Source organism: Desulforhopalus sp. IMCC35007 (assembly GCF_005116575.1).
Lineage (GTDB): Bacteria > Desulfobacterota > Desulfobulbia > Desulfobulbales > Desulfocapsaceae > Desulforhopalus_A.
The window spans coordinates 65,573-83,898 of record NZ_SWCN01000019.1 but is presented as its reverse complement, the minus strand read 5'-3'; the positions used below and the strand labels follow the sequence as shown (position 1 = coordinate 83,898).

Annotated in this window: 16 protein-coding genes and 1 riboswitch; of the genes, 12 read left to right on the top strand and 4 right to left on the bottom strand. The window is 47.5% G+C overall.

Annotated elements, in window-relative coordinates; translation table 11 throughout:
* Window positions 1-8 precede the first annotated feature (8 nt).
* From FCL48_RS18270 to lon, 3 genes are read right to left on the bottom strand one after another with little or no spacing between them, the layout of a single operon-like run.
* Window positions 9-1,655 carry an NAD+ synthase gene (locus tag FCL48_RS18270; RefSeq protein ID WP_136874292.1) on the bottom strand — a complete coding sequence of 549 codons (1,647 nt, stop codon included), beginning with the start codon at window positions 1,653-1,655 and terminating at the stop codon, window positions 9-11.
* A gap of 54 nt (window positions 1,656-1,709) precedes the next feature.
* A complete protein-coding gene (gene mltG, locus FCL48_RS18265; protein WP_136874290.1) occupies window positions 1,710-2,768 on the bottom strand; it encodes an endolytic transglycosylase MltG in 1,059 nt (352 codons plus the stop codon).
* A gap of 8 nt (window positions 2,769-2,776) precedes the next feature.
* Window positions 2,777-5,188 carry an endopeptidase La gene (gene lon, locus FCL48_RS18260; protein ID WP_136874288.1) on the bottom strand — a complete coding sequence of 804 codons (2,412 nt, stop codon included), beginning with the start codon at window positions 5,186-5,188 and terminating at the stop codon, window positions 2,777-2,779.
* 289 nt (window positions 5,189-5,477) lie between these two features.
* Here lon and FCL48_RS18255 point away from each other — a divergent pair, with 289 nt between their 5' ends.
* Window positions 5,478-6,278, top strand: coding sequence for a hypothetical protein (locus tag FCL48_RS18255; RefSeq protein WP_136874286.1), 801 nt, complete (start codon window positions 5,478-5,480; stop codon window positions 6,276-6,278).
* A 169-nt stretch (window positions 6,279-6,447) separates the two neighbouring features.
* On the opposite strand, the gene cobI is transcribed toward FCL48_RS18255, so the two are convergent.
* On the bottom strand, window positions 6,448-7,170 hold the full coding sequence (gene cobI / locus FCL48_RS18250; protein ID WP_136874284.1) for a precorrin-2 C(20)-methyltransferase: 723 nt from the start codon (window positions 7,168-7,170) through the stop codon (window positions 6,448-6,450).
* Window positions 7,171-7,369: 199 nt separating this feature from the next.
* Window positions 7,370-7,557, bottom strand: a riboswitch (cobalamin riboswitch).
* 212 nt (window positions 7,558-7,769) lie between these two features.
* On the opposite strand from cobI, the gene FCL48_RS18245 reads away from it, so the two are divergent.
* Genes FCL48_RS18245 through cobJ form a run of 11 tightly spaced genes read left to right on the top strand, consistent with a single transcriptional unit; the run spans window position 7,770 to window position 18,302 of the window.
* The gene (locus FCL48_RS18245) at window positions 7,770-8,723 is read left to right on the top strand and encodes a hypothetical protein (protein WP_240744883.1); all 954 of its coding nucleotides are present in this window, start codon (window positions 7,770-7,772) and stop codon (window positions 8,721-8,723) included.
* 17 nt (window positions 8,724-8,740) lie between these two features.
* Window positions 8,741-9,781: an iron ABC transporter permease gene (locus FCL48_RS18240; protein WP_136874281.1), complete on the top strand. Its 1,041-nt coding sequence runs from the start codon at window positions 8,741-8,743 to the stop codon at window positions 9,779-9,781.
* Window positions 9,774-10,574 carry an ABC transporter ATP-binding protein gene (locus FCL48_RS18235; RefSeq protein ID WP_136874279.1) on the top strand — a complete coding sequence of 267 codons (801 nt, stop codon included), beginning with the start codon at window positions 9,774-9,776 and terminating at the stop codon, window positions 10,572-10,574. The genes FCL48_RS18240 and FCL48_RS18235 overlap by 8 nt, the downstream gene beginning before the upstream one ends.
* 2 nt (window positions 10,575-10,576) lie before the next feature.
* Complete coding sequence (locus tag FCL48_RS18230) at window positions 10,577-11,548, top strand: ABC transporter substrate-binding protein (protein WP_136874277.1); 972 nt, start codon at window positions 10,577-10,579, stop codon at window positions 11,546-11,548.
* Window positions 11,545-12,885: a cobyrinate a,c-diamide synthase gene (locus tag FCL48_RS18225; protein WP_240744882.1), complete on the top strand. Its 1,341-nt coding sequence runs from the start codon at window positions 11,545-11,547 to the stop codon at window positions 12,883-12,885. The genes FCL48_RS18230 and FCL48_RS18225 overlap by 4 nt, the downstream gene beginning before the upstream one ends.
* A 4-nt stretch (window positions 12,886-12,889) precedes the next feature.
* Window positions 12,890-13,519: a precorrin-8X methylmutase gene (locus FCL48_RS18220; RefSeq protein ID WP_136874275.1), complete on the top strand. Its 630-nt coding sequence runs from the start codon at window positions 12,890-12,892 to the stop codon at window positions 13,517-13,519.
* Window positions 13,520-14,596 (top strand): cobalt-precorrin-5B (C(1))-methyltransferase, encoded by a 1,077-nt coding sequence (locus tag FCL48_RS18215; protein WP_136874273.1) that lies wholly within the window; start codon window positions 13,520-13,522, stop codon window positions 14,594-14,596.
* On the top strand, window positions 14,589-15,800 hold the full coding sequence (cbiE, locus tag FCL48_RS18210) for a precorrin-6y C5,15-methyltransferase (decarboxylating) subunit CbiE (RefSeq protein ID WP_136874271.1): 1,212 nt from the start codon (window positions 14,589-14,591) through the stop codon (window positions 15,798-15,800). The genes FCL48_RS18215 and cbiE overlap by 8 nt, the downstream gene beginning before the upstream one ends.
* Window positions 15,797-16,603 (top strand): precorrin-4 C(11)-methyltransferase, encoded by an 807-nt coding sequence (cobM, locus tag FCL48_RS18205; RefSeq protein ID WP_240744881.1) that lies wholly within the window; start codon window positions 15,797-15,799, stop codon window positions 16,601-16,603. The genes cbiE and cobM overlap by 4 nt, the downstream gene beginning before the upstream one ends.
* The gene (locus tag FCL48_RS18200) at window positions 16,600-17,580 is read left to right on the top strand and encodes a cobalt-precorrin 5A hydrolase (protein ID WP_136874269.1); all 981 of its coding nucleotides are present in this window, start codon (window positions 16,600-16,602) and stop codon (window positions 17,578-17,580) included. Before cobM ends, FCL48_RS18200 begins: the two co-directional genes overlap by 4 nt.
* On the top strand, window positions 17,532-18,302 hold the full coding sequence (gene cobJ / locus FCL48_RS18195) for a precorrin-3B C(17)-methyltransferase (RefSeq protein WP_136874267.1): 771 nt from the start codon (window positions 17,532-17,534) through the stop codon (window positions 18,300-18,302). The genes FCL48_RS18200 and cobJ overlap by 49 nt, the downstream gene beginning before the upstream one ends.
* The last annotated feature ends 24 nt before the right edge of the window (window positions 18,303-18,326 follow it).

Genomic DNA, 18,326 nt, shown 5'->3' with positions numbered 1-18,326 from the left:
CCGATAGCCTAACCTCGATAATTCTGAACATTAGGATATCTTCGGCCAAAGCCGAAGGCTTTTGAGGTAACCTTGAGACCTATGGGTGCCTGTTTACGTTTGTACTCATTGATCCTGATTCTTCGCAAAAGGTCTTCTACCACATCCCGCGCGTAACCCCTTTCAATGAGCTCACGGGCCCCCTCGCCTTTTTCAAGATGAAGTTCCACGATCTCGTCAAGGATCTCATAGGGAGGAAGGTCGTCCTGATCGGTCTGATCCGGTTTGAGTTCAGCCGATGGAGCCTTCGTTATAATACGCCTTGGAATAATTTCACCATTCCTGTTGCAGTACTCAGAAAGCTGGTAAACCAGCTGTTTGGGAACATCTGAAATAACTGCAAGTCCCCCGCTCATATCTCCATAGAGGGTACAATACCCCACCGCCATTTCACTTTTATTGCCGGTGGTCAAAAGAAGATTACCAAATTTATTCGATAGAGCCATCAAAAGGTTACCGCGAATCCTTGCCTGTAAATTCTGTTCAGTAAGATCTTCTGCGCGTCCCTCAAAAAGATGGGCCAGATTTTTATTAAAGGTTGAAAAGAGTTCGCCAATTGGAATAACCTCGAACCTGCAACCAAGGTTTTCGGCAAGCTGCTGCGCATCTTCAAGGGATTCTTTTGAACTGTAGGGAGATGGGAGTGCGACCCCTAAAACATTTTCAGCGCCAAGTGCATCGACTGCAATAGCCGCGGTAAGTGCAGAATCAATCCCCCCGGAAAGACCAAGAACAGCAGAGGAAAACCGACACTTGGAGACATAATCCTTCACCCCCATAACAAGTGCGTTATAAACAGATTCTTCCTGGCTCATATCAGGTACATCGGTAATCTCGCCAGTCCAGTTTTCGGTTTCCACTGTAATACAGTCTTCAACAAAACCATGGGCCTGGGCACACAGCGTGCCTGAGTTGTCGAGAACAAAACTCCGGCCATCAAAGAGGAGTGAATCCTGTCCTCCCACCTGATTACAGTACAAAAAAGGAACTTTATACTGATTGCAAAATGATCTGAAGATTTCTTTTCGAACCCTCTCTTTACTTCTTTGAAATGGCGAGGCGGAAATATTTATAATGCCGTCAAGTTTGATACCATCCGCCTCCGCCTTGTCAATCAGTGACGCCACAGGCCGTACCGTATAATCATGAACCGTTTCACTCCAGACATCTTCACAGACAGTGACCCCAAAATGGTGCATCCCGGTTGTGAAAATACCACTGCTCTTTCCCGGCTCGAAATATCTGGTTTCATCAAAGACGTCATAACTGGGCAGCAGTTGTTTGCGGGCAGTGAAAACAATCTGTCCACCTCTCACCACAATGGCAGAATTGTACAGTTTTTTACCGTGATCAAGAAAAGTCTTTTCAAAGCAGCCCAGCATCACATCGAGATCTGGCAGCTGACCGATCAGCGTTTTCAATGCGGCGTCATGATCCTCAAGAAACGACTGCCTTTCCAGTAAATCCTGCGGTGGATAACCCGATATAACCAGTTCCGGAAAAATGACAAGCTCACAGCCCAGGTCTTTGGCCTGCAAAGACCATTTGAGGATCTTGTCGCAGTTATATTTAAAATCCCCAATTACAGGGTTTATCTGCACCATGCCAATTTTCACAATCTTCTCCTGTAAAACGGGTCAATTCAACTTCCAACGTGATAAGTGATACTACTATTTACCTTTAATCACTTTTTTTTTCCGCTGATATTTTTGTACGGCACGATTATGGTCTTCAAGGTTTGTGGAAAACTGATGGGTCCCATCATTTTTAGACACAAAATAAAGGTTGGATGACTCCTCGGGATGGAGAACAGCAGCAATCGCCTCCCGGCCCGGATTACAAATAGGCCCCACGGGAAGACCCGCAATAACATAGGTATTATATTCCGTGGGCGTTGTGAGATGTGTTTTGGTAATGACCCCGTCATAGTCAGTAGCACCATAGACCACAGTGGGATCTGACTGCAACTTCATACCTTGTGCAAGCCTGTTTATAAAAACGCCAGCAATAAGACCCCTTTCTGCAGGGTCTGCCGTTTCTTTTTCAACGATTGAGGCCATGATCACTGTTTGATCCACATCGGGCGGAGGAACTATCCCCGCAGACTCTTGCCCCCAGACCGTTTTAAAGCGCTCGAGCATAAGAGCAATGATTTTCTCTGCTCCATACATCTCTTTTGTAAAAATGTAGGTATCCGGGAAAAGGTAGCCCTCAAGAGAAGTTCCGGAAGTAAGGCCAAATCGAGTTATCTGTTCTTTATCTTGGACAAGTGCGAGAAATGCTTGTTCATCACACCACTTGCCTTCTGCAAAGATGGCGGCAATCTGGGCGGCGGTCAACCCTTCAGGAATTGTGATGGAATAGGTAACAGGTTTGGCTGTAGCGAGAAACTCAAGAATCTCCCGGGGCGTTTTGCCAATAGGCATCAAAAATTCACCAGCCTGAAGACGAGTGGAATAACCGGAAATTTTGGCGAGAATCAGAAAACGGAAATCATTTTTTATGACATTATTACGTCCGAGAATTTCTGCAATCGTTTTAACGGAACTACCCTTGGGTATTTCTACGACGACACTATCCTGCTGGGTTCCTGAGACGGATGCAACCGGCCTGTTCACATAGCTGAAGTAATAGCCAAGCCCCCACACAAACAGGAAAAAAATCAGGAGGATTGAGATAAGCCCAACCCCCCTCCAGAACCTCTTTGGAACATTTGCAAAATTTAACACGTTCTAACTTACGCTTTTTTCTTTTCCTTAGAGGAGATGGTTCCCTCCTCTGGAAAAGCGATCTTCACAACTTCATCCATATCCTTCACAGGGAAAAACTCCATTTTATCTCTGATATCCTGTGGAATTTCCATGAGATCTTTCTCATTTTGCCAGGGAATAATAACTCTGCTAATTCCTGCTCGAAGAGCGGCAAGTGCCTTTTCTTTCAAACCGCCTATCGGCAGAACCCTGCCCCGAAGCGTTACCTCCCCGGTCATTGCAGTATGTCTTGCAATAGTTTTCTCGGTGATGGCTGAGTACAATGCTGTGGCCATTGTTATTCCAGCCGAAGGACCATCTTTTGGAATTGCCCCTGCAGGGACATGGATATGAAAATCGACCTTATCAAAAAACTCTTCGTCAACACCAAGGTCTGCGGTTCTACTTCTGCAATAGGTGAGTGCTGCCTGGGCAGACTCTTTCATAACATCGCCAAGCTGGCCGGTAAGGGTCAGCTTCCCCTTGCCGGGCATTACATTTACCTCAATCTGCAGGATCTCACCGCCGACCTCTGTCCAGGCAAGACCTGTTACAAGCCCTGGCTGTTCCAGTTTTTCCATCTCATATTCAGGAATAATTTTAGGCGGTCCGAGATAGAGATGAAGATTTTTCATGGAAACCGAGTACGGTCCTTTACCACCCTCAGCAACTTTTCTGGCGACCTTTCTGCAAACCTTACCGATTTCCCGTTCAAGGTTTCTCAGCCCCGCCTCCAGGGTGTAATGGGTGATGATATTTTTCAAGGTTTCATCGTCCATCTTTATGTTGCGAGGCTTCAGACCATTTTGCTCGAGCTGCCGAGGATAAAGGTACTTTCTTGCAATGACGATCTTTTCTTCCAGGGTGTAGCCCGAAAGACGAATAACCTCCATACGGTCCAACAGTGGACCTGGGATAGTATCACTCATATTGGCCGTTGTGATAAACATCACCTTCGACAGATCAATCGGCAGATTCATGTAGTGATCAGAGAACTCAAAGTTCTGCTCAGGATCAAGTACTTCGAGCAGGGCAGAAGATGGATCGCCCCGATAATCTGAGCCAACCTTGTCAATCTCATCCATCATGAAGATGGGGTTGTTAGTTCCAACGGTCTTCAAACCCTGAACAATACGCCCGGGCATTGCCCCGATGTAGGTTCTTCTGTGTCCGCGAATCTCCGCCTCATCGCGCATACCGCCAAGAGAAATCCTGTGAAATTTTCTCCCCATGGCGCGGGCAACTGATTTGCCCAAGGAAGTCTTTCCAACACCTGGAGGCCCTACGAAACAAAGAATTGGCCCCTTGGTTGAGTTGTTGAGCTTGCGTACGGCAAGGTATTCAAGAATCCGTTCCTTGATCTTCTCCAAACCAAAATGATCTTCATCAAGGACCTGTTTTGCATGGGCGAGATCAAGCATATCTTTGCTGCTTTTTTTCCAGGGGACATCAAGAATCCAGTCAATATAAGTTCTGATAATCGTCGCCTCGGAAGAATCAGGATGCATCATATCCATCCTGCTCAGCTGCTTAAATGCCTCTTTTTTAATCTTCTTGGGCATTTTAGTTTTCTTGATCTTCTTCTCAAGTTCCTCCACCTCCTGCATACGATCATCCGTATCCCCTAACTCTTTTTGCAGGGCATGGAGTTGCTCTCGCAGAAAATATTCCCGCTGAGACTTGCTCATCTCTTCCTTGGCATCGTTTTGTATCTTTGCCTGAACTGTGGAGACTTCAAGTTCCTTGGTCAACAGTTCACTCACGAGCTTTAATCTGTCAACAGGGTCGGTTTCTTCGAGAATCTTTTGTGATTCTGATATTTTAAGTCTAAGGTTTGAACCGACAAGATCGGCAAGACGGCCCGGCTCCTCGATGTTATTGATGATCATCATCAGATCAGCTGAGAGAATTCCACGAAGCGACATGATTTTCTCTGTCTGCTCACGTACAGTGCGCATGGTGGCCTCAACCTCTACGCTCACCTCTTTTACTTCCACGTCTTCAATCACATCGACGGCGACCTGATAAAAAGGCTCGGTCTGCTCAAATTTTTTAATCCGGGCCTTAGACATTGCCTGCACCAGTACCTTCAGGCGGCCATCCGGAAGTTTGAGCGTTCTCATCACCATGCAGACCATACCAACCTTGTAGAGATCTTCTTCTGCAGGATTGTCTTTGGTAGCATCCTTCTGGGTAACAAGCATCAGCAATTTATTACGACCAAGCGCCTCATTAACGGCTTCCACAGAACCTGGACGGCCAACAAAAAGTGGGATTATCATATAGTTAAAGACAACCACATCCCGTACCGCCATCATGGGCAGAACTTCAGGTATCTCCATCTCTTCATTATTTGAGAAATCGTCCATACCTATACTTAAAGAATCATTAAATTCCACTCAACCCTCCATCAAACCCTTAAAAACAATGCACTCCGGAAAAGAGCTCATCACCACTATATTTATCAACCTAATTTCTCGTAATAACATATATATTCAACCAGATAGCCCACATGACAGCGCCACTCCGGAAAATCCCACGAAATACTAAACATGCAGGGAACTTAAGTCAAGCAAGCTTTATTAAGCGAACCGTGCGCTAATATTTTAACTTGAACTCTCCATGTAATTCTTTCATACTAATACGTTCTGTTAATATGACTTTATATTCATTTCTATGAGGATATCCATGATTTCTGTACTCTCTTTTTTTGATTTGGCCGATTTTCCTGATGCTCAGCTGTTTCAACCTGCACGTCCTGTATGGCAGCCGCTCAATGATTTGAAATCATACATGGACAGCTATATCTATCCTCAATACGATCATGGCTTTGTCAAAGACGGTGTACCTCTCCCCGATCATGTCATCATCCACGAAGGGAAAATGCTCAACTCCACTGGTTATGATATCGAATTCGGCGACACAACAAAGATGGGTCTGAAGGTCAAACAGGGATCGACGATTCTCGAAGGAGCCTCAGTTATCATGGCCGGGGCCGTCATCACAGGCAAAAAGATTGCCATTGGCAAAGGCGTTCTTATTGAAACCGGTGCTATGGTTAAGTCGCCTGCAATACTTGGGGACTGCACCGAAGTGCGCCAGGGGGCCTACCTGCGAGGGTATTGCCTTGCCGGAAAAAGATGTGTGCTGGGCCATACCACAGAGATTAAACATTCCATCTTTCTCAACGATGCCAAGGCTGGCCATTTTGCCTATGTGGGGGATTCCATCCTTGGTCGCGACAGCAATCTTGGTGCCGGGACAAAATTTGCAAATTTAAGGTTTCTTCCCGGTAACATATATGTTTTTTACGAAGGCGAGCGCGTAGATACAGGAAGAAGAAAACTGGGAGCAATCCTTGGGGACGGCTGTCAAACCGGCTGCAATTCCGTCACCAGTCCGGGCACAATCATGGGCAAAGAGGCTGTTCTTATGCCCAATACAACAGCCAAAAGTGGCCTGCATCAGGCTAAAGCCGTGATCCGTTAATGTTTAGAATACAATAAAATCGTAACTGTTGTTATCTTGTCTCGCTCGTCTTTGACCATCGCTTACCGCGAGAGGTTTACCTGCATTTATTTGATCATGTGGCTGCCCTGCTCCCTTCTGGAACCACGATTCTAATCGGGAGCAGTGTACACATGAATCGTGTTATCTATTACTTACGGACAACCATGGTTGAAAAATAGTGAATATCCTGACCAACAGCCTTGCGAATGTCAGTCCAGACTCTCTGGTCCCCCAGACTGCACTTTTCAACGAGTACCGCCTTATCCACAAGGCCTAACTCATCGAGCAAGGCAACCAGCTTGGCCATTACCTTGTAAACTTTCATAAAGACGATCACATCGCTGAGTGCGAGTAACTCTCTTATTTTATCATCTTCAAAAGATGCGGGAATAACAACAAGCCTTTCATCGCCCAGACAAAGGGGCATGGCTGAGGTGGCAGAGGTGGCACCAATGGCTGAAACTCCGGGAATAATCTCAAGATTAAAAGGAGCCCCATACTCCTGAAGGGTCTCACAGACATAAAAACCGGTGGAATAGATTGCAGGATCGCCAAGGGTGGGAAAGACTACATCCTTGCCGCTCTCCAGATATCCCATAATCGTCTTGGCCGCGACATCCCATGCATCCTGTACTTCGACATCGGGAGTCTTGCCACGTTGCACCTGCTTCATGGGGAAGCGATGACTGAGTATTGTCTTTCCGGCAGAATCAACGGCTCCTGAAACAATTTTAAGAGCCATGCTACCGCCATTCTCAAAAGCTGACGGCACAAACCAGGTATCGCATTTTCGAAGAACATCGGCAGCTTTTAAGGTGAGAAGCTGTGGATCGCCTGGCCCTACTCCAACAACATAAAACGTACCTTGCATTATCTATCCACCTTTAAAATATTCGACATTTTCCCGAGGAGATCCTTTTGCCCTTTCCGCCTATCCTGTGTCGGTACCCTTACTACCAGGGCGAACAGAAAGAGTGGAAGTAACGCAAAAAAAAATCCCCGAATCAAATAAATGATCCGGGGATTCCCTGTCTCCTCGTCTCGATTGTGGTATCCTTGTCCACGGGATAACCAACAACAACGTTTCAGACAGGTCTTCTGACTCCCGGATCAACCATTGTCCACACCTTCCCAGGATCTCTCCCAGTGGTATTCTAAGGTGAACGTTGTCCCCGGTTACAGCGGCGGGCCCGTTTCCGATTTACACGGAATTCCCTCATAGGCTGAATACTTCAGCACCTGAATCGTATGCAGAGACTTAACAAAGGTAAATACTGAAAGTCAACAATTATTATCCCTCCATCGACCTGCCAGAGCCACCCGTATTTATTAAGCAATGATGGAATAACGCAGCCAGCTCAAAGGAAAAAATACATTTTCTTTATGAGTTGATAAGTGTACTATCGGCTCTTGAAAAACTGACTTCATTTTAATTCATTCTCTGCAATTGTCTTTATGGTACAGGAAATTTTGTCAACAATCTGGCCCCAGATTATTTTACCAATAGCCAGAATTACCGGATTCATAATTCTAGGACTCTTTATTGCCAGTTTTATAGAAAGTCTCAACTGGACACACAAACTTGCGGCTTTTGCCCGTCCCCTTATAAAGAGAGGACATCTCTCGGCACTTACCGGTGCAAGTTTCTCGGTGGCCTTTTTTTCAGGGGTCTCCGCCAATACTATCCTGGCAGAAGCCTACGACAAAGGGCAGATATCAAAAAGAGAGCTGGTTCTTGCAAATCTCTTCAACTCGCTTCCCCGCTTTTTCCTTCATCTCCCGACAGTCTTTTTCCTCACTGCGCCTCTTATTAAATTCGGAGCTATAATCTACGTCGGCCTCACATTTACTGGAGCCATACTTCAAACCATTCTCGTCGTTGCACTCGGCGCCTTTCTCCTGCCCCCAAACAACGAAGCTCCAAGAGAGCAGCAGCCGGCAAAAAACAAAACGAGCGTCAAAGAGGCCTTTGACAAGAGCTTGAAGAGACTGAATAAACGAATCTTTAAGATACTGAAATTTCTGATTCCAGTCTATCTGGGTTTCTTTTTTCTGAATAAGTTCGGAATCTTTTCCTCTATGGAGCACTATCTCGCAGAAAGCGGTTTTTTTCTCAGCTGGCTCAATCCAAAAGCCCTCGGTATTGTTCTTCTCCATGTTACAACCGAATTTTCTGCAGGCCTTGCAGCAGCCAGTGCCCTGCTCGCAGACAATAGTCTGACCTATAACGAGGTGGTCGTGGCGCTTCTGGTGGGAAACATTCTCTCAACCCCCATACGGGCTATACGCCATCAACTGCCCTATTACACAGGTATTTACACACCTCGTCTTGCGGTGTTGCTCGTTGCAGCCAGCCAATTGACCAGAGCCTTTTGCCTTATTTTCGTTTCTGTGGTTTATTTTGGCCTGAGGGCAATGTTGTAATTTATTGACGGATATTTATGGGACCTGGACTGGATAGAAAAAATATATTGTTCACCTGTTGTCTTGCAGCACTGCTGCTGTGTTCAATTATTGCCTCTACCGGGATGGGATATATGCAGATACAGTGGCAGGACATCCTTAAAGTCATTGGAGGGCAGCTGTTTGGAGCACCTGAAATGAGCCAGTCAGTGGAAGCCTCTATTCCCTACATCGTTATGGATGTACGACTGCCCCGCATTTTGACAGCAGTCCTTGTGGGGGCTGGCCTTGCTCTGAGCGGGGTGATCTACCAGGGTATTCTCCTTAACCCACTGGCTGATCCTTACACCCTTGGAATAAGCAGTGGTGCAGCTTTTGGCGCATCCATCGCCCTGCTCGCCAATATTACCCTGCTTGGCCATTTTTCAACGCCACTGTTTGCCTTTTTCGGTGCTATAGCCACTCTTGCCGTGGTGATGCGTCTCTCCACCTTCGGCGGACTTATATCTGCACAGACTCTTATATTATCAGGGGTCATAGTGGGGGCTATCCTGTCTGCCGGTATCAGTTTTTTAAAATATCTTGCCGATGAACAGGTAGCCATTATCATTTTCTGGCTCATGGGCAGCTTTGGATCTTCCACCTGGAGTGGAGTACTGCTGCTCGCGCTCACAGTCCTTTTTGGTCTGCTCATCACTCTCTATTTTGCACGGGATCTCAACATCATGTCCCTTGGCAAAAGGTCTTCAGATTCACTTGGGGTTGAGACGGCAACAGTGCGTCAAACACTTCTTCTCAGCGCCTCATTTGTCACAGCCATCTGTGTCGCACTCACTGGAATTATTGGCTTTATTGGCCTCATTGTTCCGCATCTCATGCGCTATCTCGTTGGCCCCGACAACCGAAAGCTCCTTCCGGCTTCAGCGCTTGCGGGTGGTATTCTCCTCCTCATTGCAGACACGATCACAAGAGCCGTGCTGCCTATGGAAGTACCGATAGGTGTACTCACGGCCCTGATTGGTGGTCCTTTTTTCTGTATTATTTTCAGACAAAAGCAAAAAGGAAGAGCCTATGAATAAGCCTGTCGCTCTTTCCACGAAAGGGCTCTCTTTTTCCTATGGAAAAGTTCCAACCCTTGAGAATATCAACGTTGAACTCAGCACCGGAAAATTTTACGGAATCATTGGTCCCAATGGCTGTGGAAAAACCACTTTTCTTGACCTTCTCACCGGTAACAAGAAACCATCGGCAGGAACCGTTCACCTTTTTGACAAACCTCTTTCCAGTTACGGCAAAAGAGATCTGGCGACCCTCCTTGCCCTGGTTCCCCAGGAATATGACACCGGTTTTGGCTTTTCCGTGGAGGAGGTTGTTCTTATGGGACGCCATCCCTATATCCCTCGATTTTCATCCCCTACTCCAACTGACTGGGAGCACGTCGACAGGGCAATGGAAGCAATCGGTATCTTGGCAATGAGAAACAGATACACCAGCACCCTCTCAGGAGGTCAAAAACAGCGGGCCGTGGTGGCACGTGCCCTTGCCCAGGACACCCCTCTGCTCCTTTTTGATGAAGCCACCTCCAGTCTTGATATAAAATACACCCTGCAGATCTTTAACCTCGCCAGGGATTTAGTGGACAGTCACCACCGAACCATTGTCGCCGTTATGCACAACCTCAACCTTGCCACAGCCTACTGTGATGAGGTCCTCATCATGGACAAAGGCAAGATAGTAAGCGCCGGCAGCACCCGTTCCACCCTGACGACAGAGGTTGTCAGAGAGGTCTTCGGGGTGGACAGTAACATTGCCTGGGATGAGTACAACCAGTCCTATCAAATCAGCTTCCGCTATGGAGGAAAAAATCAATAATTATGCGAGCGAAACTTTCTTATAAATATTGCTCATCCACCCTTCTCATTTTCATCGGTATACTGCTGCTCTTTGCTTCCAGTCTTTGGGGTCAGGAAGCTGGGGGAGAAAAATACATCTTTGACAGTCACGGCAAAAAAATATCCTTTACGAAACCCTTTACTAGAATTATTTCGCTCTATTCAGCTCATACCGAAAACCTCTGTACTCTGGGGGCGGCAAATCAACTATCAGGCATATCGACAAGTGATGACTATCCTGATATTGTACTGGACAGACCCCGTTTTTCTTACCGGGATGATCCCGAGAAATTCATCGCTGGCAGCCCCGATCTGGTACTCATTCGGCCAATGGTGGAGCGTTCCTACCCGGAATTTATAAAAAAATTACGGGATGCTGGAATAACCGTCATTTCCCTGCAGCCGACCAACATTGAAGAAATGCTTGATTACTGGAGGGCACTTGGTAGCCTGAGCGGCCATGAAGAGGAGGCTGAGACAATGTGTAAGCGATTTTCAGACAGCGTCTCCGCCATGACAGCACGTGTGGATAAAATTCCTGAATCAGAGCGCCCTAAAGTGTATTTTGAGGCGATCCATGCGAAGATGAAGACCTTTGCCGAAAACAGCATCGGCATGTTCATTCTTGAGACAGCAGGTGGAGTCAATATAGTAAGTGACGCGTCCAGAGTACGAACCACAAACATTGCCTTTGTCGGCAAGGAAAAACTCCTCAGTAGAGGCAATGATATCGATATTTTCCTCAGCCAACATGGACGCATGAACCCGGTGAACATCGAAGTTATAAAAAACGAACCGGGCTTTGAAGCAATCCGCGCGGTTCGAGATAACAATATTTACCTGATTGATGAGCAACTGGTATCAAGACCCACGATTCGGATTCTTGAAGGTATTGACAAGCTCCATACCATTTTTTACCCCCTGGCTGAGGTGAAAGCGGAGGCTCAACAATGACCCCTCAGATCCCTGCTTGTGTTATTTCCGGCACATCAAGCGGCTCAGGCAAAACAACCGTTACCCTTGGCCTGATGGCAGCCTTTAAGGAGCGGGGCCTGCGGGTGCAGCCCTATAAATGCGGGCCTGATTTCATTGACCCCGGCCTGCATCAACTGGTCACCGGAGTACATTCCCGCAATCTTGATCTGTGGATGTGCGGAAAAGAGCATACAGAACAATGTTTCTTAACGAACCTGCACAATAGTGACATTGCTATAATTGAAGGGGTTATGGGAATGTTTGACGGAGGGGAGTCCTCCAGTGGCTCTTTGTCCAAGACGCTTGGTATAGCCAATATCCTGGTTTTAGATGTCCGCTCCATGGCTGATAGTGCTGCTGCCATCGTCAAAGGTTTTGAGACCTATTCTCCAGGCGCCAGAGTAACGGGGGTTATTCTCAACAATATTGCCAGTGAGCGGCATCTTCAGCTGGTGAGTGATGCAATAACTAAAAACTGCACAGCAGAGATACTGGGTTATCTACCACGAAACCTCAATTTTTCCATTCCTTCACGGCACTTAGGGCTGCTGACCGGTGAAGAAGCACCAATTTCTACAGAGCACATCGCACTTCTTGCAAGAACCATAGAAGAACATATCGACCTTGATCGCCTGGTCCAGCTCTGCAGCTCATTTACCGCGGTAAACAGTGAGGCTACGAACCCTGTTAAGAATTTATTACCCTGCAGGATAGCGGTTGCCCGTGACAAAGCTTTTTGTTTTTACTATGAAGATAACTTTGACCTGCTGCGCAACAGAGGTGCTGAACTTGTTTTTTTCAGCCCGCTTACGGATACAACGCTTCCTGAAAACATTGATGGAATATATCTTGGTGGCGGCTATCCTGAACTTTATGCAAAAGATTTGAGCGCAAACAGCTCAATGCTGAGCGAGTTGAGACGGTGGATCGAGGGTAACGGCGCCGTCTATGCAGAATGTGGCGGCTTTATGTATCTTACCCAGGGAATTATTGACCATGACGGGCAACGCCATAATCTTGTGGGGGCCTTTCCTGTTTTTTCTGCCATGCAGACAAAGCGGGCAAGTCTTGGCTACCGGGAGGTAAAGACTGTTGACAGGTCCTGTTTCGGTCCTGCTGGAACTATCCTGCGTGGCCATGAATTCCACTACTCAAATATTGAAGAGATGGACTTTTCAATCCCCCGCCTCTACCAGGTAAATAACGGAACCCGTGAAGGATACAGGCATCGCAGGGTTCTCGGGGGCTATTTGCACCTGCATTTCGGTTACTCACCTGAGGTGGCAACCGCTTTCATCAACTATTGTCAGGAATAATATTATGGCAGTTACATTACAAGACATTGCACCTGCAGACATAGAAGCAGAGAGCTTTCGAATTATTGCAGGAGAAATTGGAGACCATTCTTTTGATCCTCTCACCTTCAAGGTTGTTCAGCGCGTAATCCATGCAACCGGTGATTTTAGCTTTGCTGAAAATATGCGCTTTTCTCCAGGCGCGATAGAAGCAGGCATTAAAGCGATCAGGGATGGAAAAAACATTCTCACCGATGTTACCATGGTAGCCGCAGGCATCAGCAAGGCCTTACTGAATAAATATGGAGGAGAAGTGATCTGCAAGGTTGCCGACCCTGTTGTGGCTGAAGCTGCAAAAAACGCAACAAAGACCAGATCTGAAATGGCCATTTCCATGAATCTCGACGACAGTATCGGGATTGTGGCCATGGGCAATGCACCCACAGCACTTGTTCAGGCAATACGTACCAGTGCAGAGATGAAGGGAGTAAAGCCGCTTCTTGTCGGCGTTCCAGTAGGCTTTGTCAACGCAGCAGAGTCAAAAGCGCTGCTCGTAGAACAGAACAGCTGTTACATCACCAGCCTTGGCCGAAAAGGTGGCAGCCCTGTTGCGGCAGCCATTGTTAACGCTCTCATCAGACTTGCAGCTGAATAAATGGGTAAACGACTGCGCAGCGGATTTACCACAGGCGCCTGTAGTGCTGCAGCGGCCAAAGCTGCCGCTTTGGCTCTTGTGACCGGCACTCCCCCTGAAACTATTGAAATTGGTTTCCCGGACGGTTCCCGCAAATCATTTATCGTTCATTCCTGTACGATAAATGAACCATCGGCAACCGCCTCCATCATAAAAGATGCAGGCGATGACCCCGATGTAACCAACAAGGCTGAAATTTGTGCAACGGTTGAACTCGGCCACCATGAAAACCCTGAGAGCCCCGCTGTAAACTTCCTGAATATACAGCTCTTTCGAGGCAAGGGCGTAGGTATCGTAACGAAACCCGGTCTTGCAATAGGTGTTGGTGAACCCGCCATTAATCCAGTGCCCCGGCAAATGATTTTTGAGGCTGTGGGTGAAGTGACCGACCAGGAACTGAGTGTTACTATCTCGGTTGTCGATGGTGAACTGCTGGCAGAAAAAACCCTGAACAAACGACTTGGCATCCTGGGCGGCCTCTCTATTCTTGGTACCACAGGTATAGTACGCCCCATATCAGCAGATGCATGGACTGCAACAATCTCTGCAAGTATGGATGTGGCAAAAGAGGCCGGTCTTAGGGAGATAGTCATCTCAACCGGACGAACCTCCGAGAAAGGTGCCCAGCATCTTCTGCAACTGCCGGAGGAGGCATACGCCGAGATGGGGGATTATCTCTTTTTCGCGCTTAATGCAGCCCGTGAAAAAGGTTTCACAACCATCCATTATGCCGGGATGTGGGCCAAAGTAATGAAAGCAGCCCTGCAAATCCCCCAGACCCATGTAAAAAACGGGGCTCTTGAAGTCGCACAGGGTGCAGAACTCCTCGAAAGTTTAGGCGCCGTGCCACCACTCATCGACCTTTTGCGCAAATCCAACACAGCTCGTGAAATGCTCACCCATATCGAAGCGACAGGTCAGACTGATCTTATAACCAAGGTGTGCCTGAAGGCCAAGGATTATGCACAATCCGTTGCAGGAACCAGAGTTTATATTTATCTGATAGACCATCAGACCAAGGTTATCACCCATGTATAAGCTCTTCGTGATCGGGGTTGCAGATGAAATATTGAGTTCGGCCGGGCAAAAAGTTCTTACGACCTGCAAACACATCTTTGCCACTCCCCGCCTGCAGAAAATCATTTTCGATCCTACGGCTGCAATTCATAACATCAGTCCGCTTCAGGAACAACTTCAACTGATTAAAAGTTCTCTTTTACGAGGAAATGTTGGAATTCTCGCAAGCGGTGATCCACTCTTTTATGGTATTGGCAAAAAACTACTTCTGAATTTTCCTGCGGAAAAAATTTTATTTTTTCCAGCACTCACCTCCATTCAACGGGCATGTGCACTTTTTAAAACATCGTGGGATGACGCCGTGGTTGTAAGCCTCCACGGGCGCAACAGCAAACATCTTCCTGGCCTTATCCTGCAGAACCAAAAAACGCTCCTTTTAACGGATAATACCAATAACCCAGGGACAATCTGCAAATGTCTTCATGATTATTTGTCGCTTATTGACGACGCTGAGACAGCAAGAGCGATAACAGTCATGGTAGCCGAAGATATTGGCCTTGAAAGCCAGCGGCTTTTTTCAGGATCACTTCTGGAAACAGTGCAGGAAACATTTTCGCCGCTTAACGTCCTTTATATCGAGCACAGAGCCGTTCCCAAAAATCCATCAATAATCTTTGGCCTCACCGAGGATGACATTATCCACAGCCGTGGTCTCATCACCAAAAATGAGGTTCGCGCAGCCACCCTGCATCAGTTGAGCCTTCCTGATTCTGGAGTTGTGTGGGATGTGGGGGCAGGCAGCGGCTCTATTTCCATAGAAGCTGGACGCTCACACCCCGGCCTTACAATCTATGCCATTGAACATAAGAACGAAGAGCTTAGCAATATCAAGGCAAATATTCGTAAATTTGGCTGTTATAACGTTATTCCGGTTTTTGGCAGGGCTCCAGAGATTTTGAGTGAGCTGCCAGCCCCGGACCGAATATTTGTGGGCGGCAGCAGCGGCACATTACCAGCGCTCACAGAGCTTGCAGACAATCTGCTTCCCGCAGATGGGCGTATTGTTATTAACGGAGTTATTGAAAAAACCATTACAGAGGCTCCTCTGCTATTGCGCCGCCATAACTTTACCGTGCAGACAACAACTCTCAGTGTCACAAGAACAGCTTGCTCCAACAAAACCCTTACATTTAACCCGATAACCATTACAACAGGTAGTCGATGAACCAGAGCAAAAGCGAAAGTACTCACATGACATCTCCCCTTCTTGTCCATTTTATTGGTGCCGGCCCCGGTGATCCTGAACTGATCACGGTCAAAGGGCAACGGCTTCTCAAAGAGGCTGATATTGTCATCTATACAGGCAGCCTTGTGCCAAAGGCGCTTATCACTGGACTTGGTGCAACTATTTATAATTCCGCGGGTCTGAGTCTTGATGAAGTGTTCGCCATCATCCTGCAGGGCTATAACAGCGGCAAGAAAGTAGTTCGTCTCCACACGGGTGATCCTTCTATCTACGGCGCCATTAACGAACAGATCGCCCTGTTAAACGAGCATGACATTCCCTTTCAAGTCATCCCTGGAGTAAGCTCAGCGACCGCCACCGCAGCCGCCCTGCAAACAGAGTTGACCTTGCCTGAAATATCCCAGACCGTCATTTTCACCAGGCGGACAGGACGCACCCCGGTTCCTGAAAAAGAAAGCCTTGATCTACTTGCCAGCCATCAGGCTACCATGATGATTTTTCTCAGTGTCGGCATGATAAAAGAGGTCGTGGACGATCTCAGAAAAGGTGGCTACCCTGAAAATACCCCCGTGGCCGTAGTGGAAAAGGTCAGCTGGCCAGAAGAGCGAAAAATAAGAGGAACACTGGCAACGATTGCAGAGCTTGTGACAGAAGCACAGATTACCAAAACGGCGCTCATTGCCGTGGGCAGGGTCCTTACCGAAGCACCACCTCCGGTTCTCTCCAAACTCTACGACAGCACCTTCACCCATGGCTATAGAAAAGGGGTTGAGCCACAGTGAGGGTTGGGATCATCAGCATAACAGAGGCTGGCCAGCGTCTGGCCAAGCTGATTGCAGACCGGCTTGCCTCCGCTCACCCCCTCCGCCGCAACAAGGACGAGAAAGTGGCTGAACTGCTTAAACGCCACTGGCAAAGCTATGATGGGTTTGTCTGCATCATGGCCACAGGAATAGTGGTCCGCTCAATCGCCCCTCTGATCACCGACAAAAAGACAGACCCCTGCATTGTTGTCTGCGACCAGCAGGGCAGCTTTGTTATCAGCCTGCTTTCCGGTCATCTTGGCGGCGGCAATGATCTTGCCCGTGAAATTGCAGCAATAAGCGGAGGACAGGCAGTGATCACCACCGCATCAGACACCCTCGGTCTTGTTGCCCTTGATATATGGGCAAGAGACAACAACCTGACCCCACCTGGAAGGCATGAGCTTACCGAAATAACCACCCGGCTGGTGAACCGGAAAAAGCTCTCTGTCTATTGTGATGGTCTGACAGGTAGCCTGCCTAATGGGCTGGTGGGTACCAACCGACCTGAAGAGGCGGATATCATAATCTCCAACAAAAACGACAACAACGTCCATGCCGTCCAATTTTATCCACAAAACCTTGTTATCGGCATAGGCTGTAACAGGGGCACTCCACTATCAGAGTTTGAAGATGCCCTGGCCGAGCTTTTTTCCGATTTACGACTGAGCCGTAAAAGTATTAAAAATCTGGCCTCCATCGATAAAAAAAACGATGAAATTGGCCTCCTGGAGTTTGCAAAAAAAAACAGCTGGTCCATTGAGTTCTTTGACAAATCAACCATCAACTCACAAAACAATCTTGAGATTTCTTTTGCCGCCTTAAAGGCGGTAGGAGCCATTGGGGTTGCCGAACCGGCAGCTCTTCTCAGTGCAAAAAGTAATCTTCTTATCAGTAGGAAACGCAAATGGAAAAATGTAACAATGGCAGTGGCCCAGGCACCCTTTACGTTGTAGGTACAGGTCCCGGTTCGGCTGAACATATGACAGTCGCGGCAATATCTGCCCTGAAAAATGCCGATGTGATCATCGGCTACAAAACCTATCTCGAGCTGATTCCTGAATTTCTCGAGGGAAAAGAAGTTATCTCATCTGAGATGATGAAAGAGGTTGATCGCTGCAGAACCGCTCTGGACCTTGCAGAACAGGGGAAAACCACCGCCCTGGTCTCAGGTGGAGATCCGGGTATATACGCGATGGCAGGTCTTGTTTTTGAAATGGCTCAAAAGTCAGAGAACAAATGCAAAATAGCGATACTCCCAGGTCTTGCTGCAATTAACAGCTGTGCAGCACGCCTTGGAGCCCCACTCATGCACGATTTTGCAGCGGTGAGCCTGTCGGATCTTTTAACTCCATGGCCTCTCATTGAAAAACGACTCGAAGCGGTTGCCGTGGCCGATTTTGTCACCGCAATTTACAACCCGAAGTCAAAGCGTAGAACCGAACAGATCGTCCGGGCAAGGGAGATTTTCCTTGAACATAGAAGCCCTGAAACGGTTGTGGGAATAGTGACGGCCGCCACGCGGGAAAATGAAACAATCGTCATTACAACCCTTCAGGATTTACTCGAAAATGAGATAGGTATGCAATCAACAGTGATTATTGGAAACAGCCAGACCTACAGGTGGAACGATCTTATGGTCACTCCTCGTGGCTATGCTGATAAATATGCTATTTAGTGCGCGTTCGAACACAATTTAGAC

What these genes read in the sequence shown, in the direction of transcription:
- cobJ (WP_136874267.1), top strand. Translation starts at nt 17,532, where the DNA reads ATGGAAAAATGTAACAATGGCAGTGGCCCAGGCACCCTTTACGTTGTA.
- FCL48_RS18240 (WP_136874281.1), top strand. Translation starts at nt 8,741, where the DNA reads ATGGGACCTGGACTGGATAGAAAAAATATATTGTTCACCTGTTGTCTT.
- FCL48_RS18230 (WP_136874277.1), top strand. Translation starts at nt 10,577, where the DNA reads ATGCGAGCGAAACTTTCTTATAAATATTGCTCATCCACCCTTCTCATT.
- FCL48_RS18255 (WP_136874286.1), top strand. Translation starts at nt 5,478, where the DNA reads ATGATTTCTGTACTCTCTTTTTTTGATTTGGCCGATTTTCCTGATGCT.
- FCL48_RS18235 (WP_136874279.1), top strand. Translation starts at nt 9,774, where the DNA reads ATGAATAAGCCTGTCGCTCTTTCCACGAAAGGGCTCTCTTTTTCCTAT.
- FCL48_RS18215 (WP_136874273.1), top strand. Translation starts at nt 13,520, where the DNA reads ATGGGTAAACGACTGCGCAGCGGATTTACCACAGGCGCCTGTAGTGCT.
- cbiE (WP_136874271.1), top strand. Translation starts at nt 14,589, where the DNA reads ATGTATAAGCTCTTCGTGATCGGGGTTGCAGATGAAATATTGAGTTCG.
- cobI (WP_136874284.1), bottom strand. Translation starts at nt 7,170, where the DNA reads ATGCAAGGTACGTTTTATGTTGTTGGAGTAGGGCCAGGCGATCCACAG.
- FCL48_RS18225 (WP_240744882.1), top strand. Translation starts at nt 11,545, where the DNA reads ATGACCCCTCAGATCCCTGCTTGTGTTATTTCCGGCACATCAAGCGGC.
- FCL48_RS18220 (WP_136874275.1), top strand. Translation starts at nt 12,890, where the DNA reads ATGGCAGTTACATTACAAGACATTGCACCTGCAGACATAGAAGCAGAG.
- cobM (WP_240744881.1), top strand. Translation starts at nt 15,797, where the DNA reads ATGAACCAGAGCAAAAGCGAAAGTACTCACATGACATCTCCCCTTCTT.